Here is a 9,253-nt window from a genome sequence, read left to right on the forward strand (position 1 = left end):
GACGGCGGGCAGCGCGGCCCACGACGCGTCGTGTCCGTCCACGTCGACCAGCGCGAACCGGTCGGGCGTCTCGGACTGCGCGGAGCGGATCAGGCCCCACACCGCCGCGTCGGCGACGTCGGGAACGTTCTCGGCGGGCACGGCCGCGACGGCCCCGCTGGTCACGAAGACCAGGCGGGAGTCGAGGAACCGGTCGTCGGCCAGCCACTCCTGGGCGAGCCTCAGCGCGCGCAGGGCGGCGGTGCGGGTGCCGGAGACCGGATCCGTGTCGTCCTCGGCGAACGGGACGACGACCACCTCGGGCACCCCGGCCTCCGCGAGGGCCGCCAGGTCGGCGTGCTCCTCGACGGTGACGCCGGACGCCGCGAGGCCCGCACCGGCCTTCAGGTCGTCCGGGCCGACGATCGCGAGGGCGCGGGCGGGAGCGTGGGTGGCCGCACGGGTCGGCGCGGCCACCCACTCCAGCCGGAACAGCGCGTCGCGGTGGCGCGCACCCCACTGTTCCGCGGCGATCGGCCGCAGGACGAGGGATGCGACCGTCGCCAGGGGGTGCCCCTGGGCGTCGGTCAGTTCCAGGGAGACGGCGTCGGTTCCGGCCGGGGTGAGCCGGACGCGCGCCGCTGTGGCACCGGTCGTGTGCCAACGGATCCCGCTCCAGGAGAACGGGAGCCGGGGCCGACCGGCGTCTTCGACGAGGCCGCCGAGCATGCAGGCGTGCAGCGCGGCGTCGAGGAGCGCCGGGTGCAGGCCGAAGGACGCGGCGTCCCCGTGCTGGTCCTCGTCGAGCTCGATCTCGGCGTACACGGCGTCCTCGCCGCGCCACGCCGACTTGAGGCCCTGGAAGGCGGGGCCGTAGGAGATCCCCTTCTCCTCCAGGCCTTCGTAGAGGCCGTCGAGGTCGACGGGTTCGGCGTCGGCGGGCAGCCAGTCGGCGAGCGGGGCCGGGGCCTGGGCCGGGCCGGCGGTGGCTCCGGTGGCTCCCGTGGCTCCGGTGGTGAGGAAGCCGGTGGCGTGCCGGGTCCAGTCGGTGTCGGCCGTCGGGTCGTCCGGGCAGGAGTCGATGCCCAGCGTCCTGCGGCCGGAGCCGTCGTCGCCGCCGACCGTCACCCGCAGCCGTACGCCGCCGCGTTCGGGCAGCACCAGCGGTGCGGCGAGGGCGAGTTCCTCCACCTCGTCGAGGCCGAGCCTGCCGCCCGCGGCGAGCGCGACTTCCGCGAAGGCCGTGCCGGGCAGCAGGGTCGTCCGGGCGACGGCGTGGTCGGCGAGCCACGGGTGGCTGTCGGTGCCGAGCCTGCCGGTGCACACCAGGCCCTGCCCGTCGGCGAGTTCCACGACGGCGCCGAGCAGCGGGTGGTTCGCGCCCGCCAGGCCGAGCCCGCCTGCCGCCTCGTCGAAGCGCAGGTCGCGGGGGGCGTCCAGCCAGTAGGACGTGTGCTGGAACGCGTACGTGGGCAGGTCGACGCGGCGCGCGCCGCGACCGTCGAAGTACGCCTCCCAGTCCACCCGTACGCCGCGCGTGCACAGCTGTGCCACGGCGGCGGCCAGCGCGGACTCCTCCGTACGATCGCCGTGCAGCACCGGCACGAACGCCGCGTCGGGCGCGGATTCCAGCCCCAGCGCCGACAGCGTCCCGCCCGGCCCGACCTCGACGAACGTGGCCACGCCCTGGGCCACGAGCGTCTCGACGGCGTCGGCGAAGCGCACGGACTCCCGCACGTGCCGCACCCAGTACTCGGGCGAGGCCAGCTCCGCCTTGGTGGCCGCCTTGCCGGTGAGGGTGGAGACGATCGGGATCGCGGGCGCCTCGTACGACACGCCTTCGAGCACCGCGCGGAACTCGTCGAGCATCGGCTCCATCAGCGGGGAGTGGAACGCGTGGCTGACCTTGAGGCGGGTCGCCTTGCGGCCCGCCTCACGCCAGCTCTCGGCGACCGCCTCGACGTCGGCGGCCACACCGGAGACAACCACCGAGTTAGGGCCATTAACCGCCGCTATACCCACCGTCTCCGGCAAGACGTCCGACGTGACCTCGGCCTCCGACGCCTGAATCGCGACCATCGCCCCGCCAGTCGGCAGCGCCTGCATCAACGCACCACGCGCGGACACCACCTTGACGGCATCAGCCAGCGACCAGACACCAGCCACATGCGCCGCTGCCAGCTCACCGATCGAGTGACCAGCCAGCACATCCGGGCGGACACCCCACGACTCAAGAAGCCGGAACAGCGCCACCTCGACAGCGAAGAGCGCAGGCTGCGTCACCCCCGTCTCGCTCAGCGCCTCGGCATCCTCACCGAACAGCACCTCCCGCACCGACGGGTCGAACACCGCCAGGACCTCGTCCAGGGCCTTGGCGAACACCGGGAAGCGGGCCGAGAGTTCACGGCCCATCCCCAGCCGCTGCGACCCCTGCCCCGAGAACAGGAAGCCAACGCCGCCCACGGCGACAGACCCCACGTACAGGCCGGGGAACGGCCGCCCCTCGGCCAGCGCCGTGAGCCCGTCGAGGAGCGCCGCGCGGTCGTCCGCCACGACGGCGCCCCGGTGGTCGAGGGCCGACCGTGTCGTCGCCAGTGAGTAGGCGACGTCGGTCACGCCGGACCCCGGCTCGTCCGCGACCCGCTCCCGGAGGCGGAGTGCCTGCTCCCGCAACGCCTGCGCGTTCCGCGCGGACAGCACCACCGGCACCGGCACCGGGCCGACCGGCGCGGCGATGGCAGCGGACGCCTCGGGCTCCGGGGCCTGCTCGATGATGGTGTGCGCGTTGGTGCCGCTCACGCCGAACGACGACACGCCGACGCGGCGCGGGCGCCCCGTCTCCGGCCACGACCGGGCCTGTGTCAGGACCTCGACGGCGCCCGCGGTCCAGTCGACGTGGGGCGAGAGCCGGTCGACGTGCAGGGTGCGGGGCAGCTCCGCGTGGCGCAGCGCCATCACCATCTTGATCACACCGGCGACACCGGCCGCGGCCTGGGAGTGGCCGATGTTCGACTTCAGCGAGCCGAGCCACAGGGGCTCACCGGCACGGTCCTGCCCGTAGGTGGCGAGCAGGGCCTGCGCCTCGATCGGGTCGCCGAGCGAGGTGCCGGTGCCGTGCGCCTCGACGGCGTCCACGTCGGACGGGGCCAGGCCCGCGTGGGCGAGTGCCTGCCGGATGACGCGTTCCTGCGAGGGGCCGTTCGGGGCGGTGAGGCCGTTGGACGCGCCGTCCTGGTTGACCGCCGAACCCCGTACGACCGCGAGGACCTTGTGGCCGTTGCGGCGGGCGTCGGAGAGCCGTTCGAGGACCAGCATGCCGACGCCCTCGCCGAGGCCAGTGCCGTCCGCGTCGGCGGAGAACGCCTTGCAGCGGCTGTCCGGGGCCAGGCCGCGCTGGCGGCTGAACTCCAGGAAGGCCCCCGGGCTCGCCATCACGGTCACGCCGCCCGCGAGGGCGAGCTCGCACTCGCCGGAGCGCAGCGCCTGGGCGGCCAGGTGCATGGCCACCAGCGACGACGAGCAGGCCGTGTCGATGCTCACGGCGGGCCCTTCGAGGCCGAAGGTGTAGGAGAGGCGGCCGGAGGCGACGCTGCCCGAGCTGCCGAACCCGAGCTGCCCTTCGAGGCCTTCCGGGGACCGTGTGAGGCGGGCGGCGTAGTCGTTGTACATCACGCCCGCGAACACGCCGGTCGTGCTGCCGCGCAGCGACCTCGGTTCGATGCCCGCCCGCTCGAACGCCTCCCAGGAGGTCTCCAGGAGCAGGCGCTGCTGCGGGTCGACCGCCAGGGCCTCGCGCGGCGACATGCCGAAGAACGCGGGGTCGAACTCGGCGGCGTCGTGCAGGAAGCCGCCCGTGCGGACGGTGCTCGTGCCGGTGTTGTCGGGGTCCGGGTCGTAGAGCGACTCCACGTCCCAGCCCCGGTTCTCGGGGAAGTCGGAGATCGCGTCGCGGCCCTCGGCGACGAGGCGCCACAGGTCCTCGGGCGAGCGCACCCCGCCGGGGTAGCGGCAGCTCATGCCGATGATCGCGATCGGCTCGTCGTCGGCGACGGCGCTGCGGACGACCGCCGCCCCCGCGTCCTGGTCTCCGAGCAGCCTGGCGCGCAGGCGGCCCGCGAGCGCCAGGGGCGTCGGGTAGTCGAAGACCAGGGTCGCGGGCAGGCGCAGGCCGGTGGCCGCGTCGAGCCGGTTGCGCAGTTCGACGGCGGTGAGCGAGTCGAATCCGAGGTCGCCGAAGGAGCGCTCGGGTTCCACCTCGGCGGCGGAGGCGTGGCCGAGCACGGCGGCGACGGCGGTGCGGACGACGTCGAGCAGCGCCGGGAGGCGCTCGTTGTCCGGCAGGTCGGCGATGCGGGCCGCGAGGCCCCCTGCGGCCTTGGCGGCCTCGGGGCGGGCCGTGCGGACCAGGGCGCGCAGCAGCGGCGGGACGGTGTCGGGGCGTACCCGCAGCGGCGCCAGGTCGAGGCGCATGGGGACGGCCACGGGTGCGGGGAGCGCGAGGGCGGCGTCGAAGAGGCGCAGGCCCTCGTCGGCGGACAGCGCGGCGGCACCGGCGCGGGCGAGACGGCCGCGGTCGGTCTCGGCCAGCTCTTCGGTCATGCCGCTCGCGTCCGCCCACAGTCCCCACGCCAGGGAGGTCGCGGGCAGGCCCTGGGCGCGCCGGTGCTGGGCGAGCGCGTCCAGGAAGGCGTTGGCCGCCGCGTAGTTGGCCTGCCCGGGGTTGCCGAACGTGCCCGCCGCGGACGAGAAGAGGACGAACGCCGACAGGTCCAGGTCGCGGGTCAGTTCGTGCAGGTGGCGGGCGGCGTCGACCTTGGGCCGGAACACGGTGTCGATCCGCTCCGGGGTCAGCGAGCCGATGACGCCATCGTCCAGGACGCCCGCCGCGTGCACGACGGCCGTCACGGGGTGCTCGGCCAGGAGGGCGCTCACCGCGTCCCGGTCCGCCACATCGCACGCGACGGCGGCGACTTCGGCGCCCAGCTCGACCAACTCGTCGTACAGCTCACCGACTTGCCCCCGCCTGCTGGCCAGTACAAGCCGTCGTACGCCATGCCGCCGCACCAGATGCCGCGCCACCAATCCGCCGAGCATGCCGCTCGCACCGGTCACAAGCACCGCACCGGCACCGAAGGACGGGGCCTCCGACTCCTCGGGGCGGGCCCGGACGAGCCTCGGCGCGAGCAGTTCACCGGCGCGCAGGGCCAGTTGGGGCTCGTCGGTCGCGACGGCGGCGGGCAGCGCGTGGGCGGAGGCGGCCAGCAGGTCGACGTCGACGAGGACGAAGCTGCCGGGGTGCTCGGCCTGGGCCGCGCGTACGAGGCCCCACACGGGCGCGTTGGCCAGGTCGGGGGCGTCCTCGTCGGGGCCCGCCGCCACCGCGCCGCCGGTGACGAACACCAGCCGCGCCGAGGCGAACCGGTCGTCGGCGAGCCACTCCTGCACCAGGGCGAGCGCCCAGTGCGCAGCCTCTGCCGGGTTCGCGGCCGGGGGCACGGGGGCGAACACGAGGTCCGGCACGTCCTCGTCGGCCAGCGTGGCCAGGTCCGGGTACGCGTCGACCGGCTCGGTGAACTCCGCCTGGGCGAAGCCGCGCCCGAGGACGGCCCAGCGGACCGGGGTCGCGGTGGCGGGCCGCACCCGCGTCCAGTCGACGCGGAACAGCGAGTCCAGGCGGCCGCCGGTGAGGCCGTCCGTCGTCAGGGGCCGCAGGGACAGTGCCTCGACCGAGGCGACGGGGGCGCCAGCGGCGTCGGTGAGGTCGAGGGCGACGCCCGCGGTGCCCGCCGGGGACAGCCGCCCGCGCAGGGCGGTCGCGCCGCCGCTGTGCAGCCGCACGCCGCTCCAGGAGTACGGCAGGTGCAGCCGCTCGGTGTCGGCGACGAAGGTGCCGAGCCCGATGGCGTGCAGCGCGGAGTCGAGGAGCGCGGGGTGCAGTCCGAAGGAGCCCGCGGCGTCCTGCTCGGGCAGTTCCACCTCGACGAACACCTCGTCGTCCCGGCGCCACGCGGCGCGCAGGCCGCGGAACGCGGGGCCGTAGCCGAGCCCGGCCGCGGCGAGGTCGTCGTAGCGGCCTTCGAGGTCGACGCGTTCGGCCCCCGGGGGCGGCCAGGCCTCCGCCCCCGCCACTCCGCCGGTCGCCGGAACGGCCCCGCCCGCCGTGAGCGTGCCGAAGGCGTGCCGTGTCCACGGCTCGCTGTCCGGCTCGTCGTCGGGTGCGTCGTCGGCCCGGGAGTGGACGCTCACCGCGCGGCGCCCGGACTCGTCCGGTGCTCCGACGGCCACCTGGAGCCGCACGGCGCCGTCCTCGGGCAGGACCAGGGGCGCCGCCAGCGTCAGTTCCTCGACGTGGTCGAGGCCGACCTGGTCGCCCGCCCTGATCGCCAGTTCCACGAACGCGGCGCCGGGCACGAGGACGACGCCGCCGACGGTGTGGTCGGCGAGCCACGGGTGGGTGGCGAGGGAGAGCCTGCCGGTGAGCAGGGCGCCCTCCTCGTCGGCGAGGGTGACGGCGGCGCCGAGGAGCGGGTGGTCGGCGGGACGCAGGCCCACCGAGGCCACGTCCCCGGTGGGCGCGCCCGCGTCCAGCCAGTAACGGGCGCGCTGGAAGGGGTAGGTGGGCAGCTCGGTCCGCCGGGCGCCGCGGCCCGCGAACACCGCCTGCCAGTCGACGGCGACGCCCCGCACGTGCAGGGCGGCGACCGCCGAGGTGAGCGTGGCGCCCTCGGGCCGGTTCGCGCGCGACGCGGCCACGAGCAACGCGCCCTCGTCGGCGCAGTCGCGCCCGGCGGCGGTGAGGACCGCGTCGGGGCCGAGCTCCAGGAAGTGCGTGACGCCGTGCCCGGTCAGGGTCCGCACGCCGTCGAGGAACCGCACGGCCTCGCGGACGTGGCGCACCCAGTGCTCCGGGTCGCGCGCCTGCTCGGGGGTGAGCACGGCGCCGGTGCGGGTGGACACGACGGGGATGGTCGGCGTGCCGTAGTCGACGCTGCGGGCGACGGCGCGGAAGTCCGCGAGGACGGCGTCCACGTGCGGGGAGTGGAACGCGTGGCTGACCTTCAGGTACCGGGTCTTGCCGCCACGCTCCCGCCAGACGACGTCGATCGCGGCCACCGCGTCGGCGTCGCCCGCGACGACCGTGGACTCGGGGCCGTTGACCGCGGCGATGTCCACCGTGCCGCCGTGCTCGGCGACCAGGCCGCGGACGGTGTCCTCGTCGGCGCGCAGCGACAGCATCGCACCGCCCTCGGGCAGCGCGCCCATCAGCCTGCCGCGGGCGGCGACCAGCTTGCACGCGTCGGCGAGGGAGAACACGCCCGCCACGTGGGCCGCCGCCAGTTCCCCGATGGAGTGCCCGGCGAGGAACTGCGGGGCGAGGCCCCACTGGGTGACGAGGCGGAACAGCGCCACCTCGATCGCGAACAGCGCGGGCTGCGTGTACGTGGTGAGGTCGAGCAGGTCGGCGGCCGTGTCGGCCTCGGGTCCGGGCTCGGCGAAGAGCACGTCCCGCAGCGGCCGGTCCAGGTACGGGTCCAGTCCGGCGCAGACCTCGTCGAGGGCCCGGGCGAACACGGGGAACTCCCGGTACAGCTCACGGCCCATGCCCACGCGCTGGCTGCCCTGCCCGCTGAACAGGAACGCGAGCTTGCCGCGCGTTCCGACGGTGCCGCGCGTCAGGTGGGGCGCGTCGCCGTCGGCGGCGAGGGCCGCGAGGCCGCGCAGCAGTTCGGCGCGGTCCGCGCCGACGACGGCGGCCCGGTGTTCGAGGGCGGTCCTGGTCACGGCGAGGGAGTAGCCGATGTCCACCGCCGGTACGTCCGTGCCGTCCAGGTGGGACAGGAGGGCGGCGGCGCGCTCGCGCAGCGCGGCGGGGTCGTTGCCGGAGAGGACCCACGGCAGGGCCTCGGCGCGGACCGGGTCGACGGGTGCCTCGGCCGGCTCGTCGTCGGGGTCGGGGGCCGGGGCCTGTTCGAGGACGACGTGGGCGTTGGTGCCGCTGATGCCGAACGACGACACCGCCGTGCGGCGCGGCTGCCCCGTCCGCGGCCACGGCCGCGCCTCGGTGAGGAGTTCCACGGCGCCCGCCGACCAGTCGACGTGCCGGGAGCGCTCGCCGACGTGCAGGGTCGGCGGCAGCACGCCGTGCCGCATCGCCATCACGGACTTGATGACTCCGGCGACACCGGCGGCGGCCTGGGTGTGGCCGACGTTGGACTTCACGGAGCCGAGCCACAGCGGCTCGCCGTTGCGCTCCTGGCCGTACGTGGCGAGCAGGGCCTGCGCCTCGATCGGGTCGCCGAGGGTGGTGCCGGTGCCGTGTGCCTCGACCGCGTCGATCTGGGCGGCGGTCAGTCCCGCGCTGTCGAGGGCCTGGCGGATCACGCGCTGCTGGGAGGGGCCGTTGGGCGCGGTGAGGCCGTTGGACGCGCCGTCCTGGTTCACCGCCGAACCACGGACGACACCGAGGACGGCGTGGCCGTTGCGGCGGGCGTCGGACAGCCGCTCCAGGAGCAGCATGCCGGCGCCCTCGCCCCAGCCGGTGCCGTCGGCGCTCTCGGAGAACGACTTGCAGCGGCCGTCGGCGGCGAGGCCGCGCTGCTGGCTGAAGCCGATGAAGGTGTCCGGCGTCGCCATCACGGTGACACCGCCCGCGAGGGCGAGCCCGCACTCGCCGGAGCGCAGCGCCTGCGCCGCCAGGTGCATGGTGACGAGGGAGGACGAGCAGGCGGTGTCCACCGTGACGGCGGGCCCCTCCAGCGCGAACGTGTACGACACGCGCCCGGAGGCGACGCTGCCGAAGCTGCCGGTGCCGAGGAATCCGGCCACTTCCTCCGGCACCGACCGCAGCCGGGACGCGTAGTCGTGGTACATCACTCCGGCGAACACGCCGGTCCTGCTGCCGCGCAGCGTCGCCGCGTCGATCCCGGCGCGCTCGAACGCCTCCCACGACGTCTCCAGGAGCAGCCGCTGCTGCGGGTCCATGGCGAGGGCCTCGCGCGGCGATATCCCGAACAGGCCGGGGTCGAACTCGGCGGCGTCGTGCAGGAATCCGCCCTCCCTGCGGAACTCCCGGCCGGGGTCCTCGGGGTCGGTCAGTGCGACCTCGCCCCAGCCCCGGTCGGCGGGGAACGCCGTCACGCCGTCGCGGCCGTTCGCGACCAGCTCCCACAGGTCCTCGGGCGAGCGCACGCCGCCGGGGTAGCGGCAGCTCATGCCGATGATCGCGATCGGCTCCTGCTCGCCCTCCTCGACCTCGCGCAGCCGCCGACTGGTC

The 9,253-nt window shown here is 75.4% G+C and carries 7 pseudogenes; all 7 read right to left on the minus strand.

Annotated elements, in window-relative coordinates:
- Window positions 1–3: 3 nt before the first annotated feature.
- Window positions 4–5,619 (minus strand): annotated as a pseudogene (locus ACZ6AA_RS08375) (type I polyketide synthase); the annotation flags it as partial.
- Window positions 5,620–5,727: 108 nt separating this feature from the next.
- Window positions 5,728–6,276, minus strand: a pseudogene (locus ACZ6AA_RS08380) (polyketide synthase dehydratase domain-containing protein); the annotation flags it as partial.
- Window positions 6,268–6,732, minus strand: a pseudogene (locus ACZ6AA_RS08385) (polyketide synthase dehydratase domain-containing protein); the annotation flags it as partial. The pseudogenes ACZ6AA_RS08380 and ACZ6AA_RS08385, both read right to left, overlap by 9 nt.
- Window positions 6,718–7,581: pseudogene (locus ACZ6AA_RS08390) on the minus strand (acyltransferase domain-containing protein); the annotation flags it as partial. The pseudogenes ACZ6AA_RS08390 and ACZ6AA_RS08385, both read right to left, overlap by 15 nt.
- Window positions 7,582–7,734: 153 nt before the next feature.
- Window positions 7,735–8,136 (minus strand): annotated as a pseudogene (locus ACZ6AA_RS08395) (ketoacyl-synthetase C-terminal extension domain-containing protein); the annotation flags it as partial.
- Between the two features lie 18 nt (window positions 8,137–8,154).
- Window positions 8,155–8,496, minus strand: a pseudogene (locus ACZ6AA_RS08400) (hypothetical protein); the annotation flags it as partial.
- A 30-nt stretch (window positions 8,497–8,526) separates the two neighbouring features.
- Window positions 8,527–9,192: pseudogene (locus ACZ6AA_RS08405) on the minus strand (beta-ketoacyl synthase N-terminal-like domain-containing protein); the annotation flags it as partial.
- Window positions 9,193–9,253 lie beyond the last annotated feature (61 nt).

The sequence above is a fragment of the Streptomyces sp. NPDC040610 genome (genome assembly GCF_055594065.1).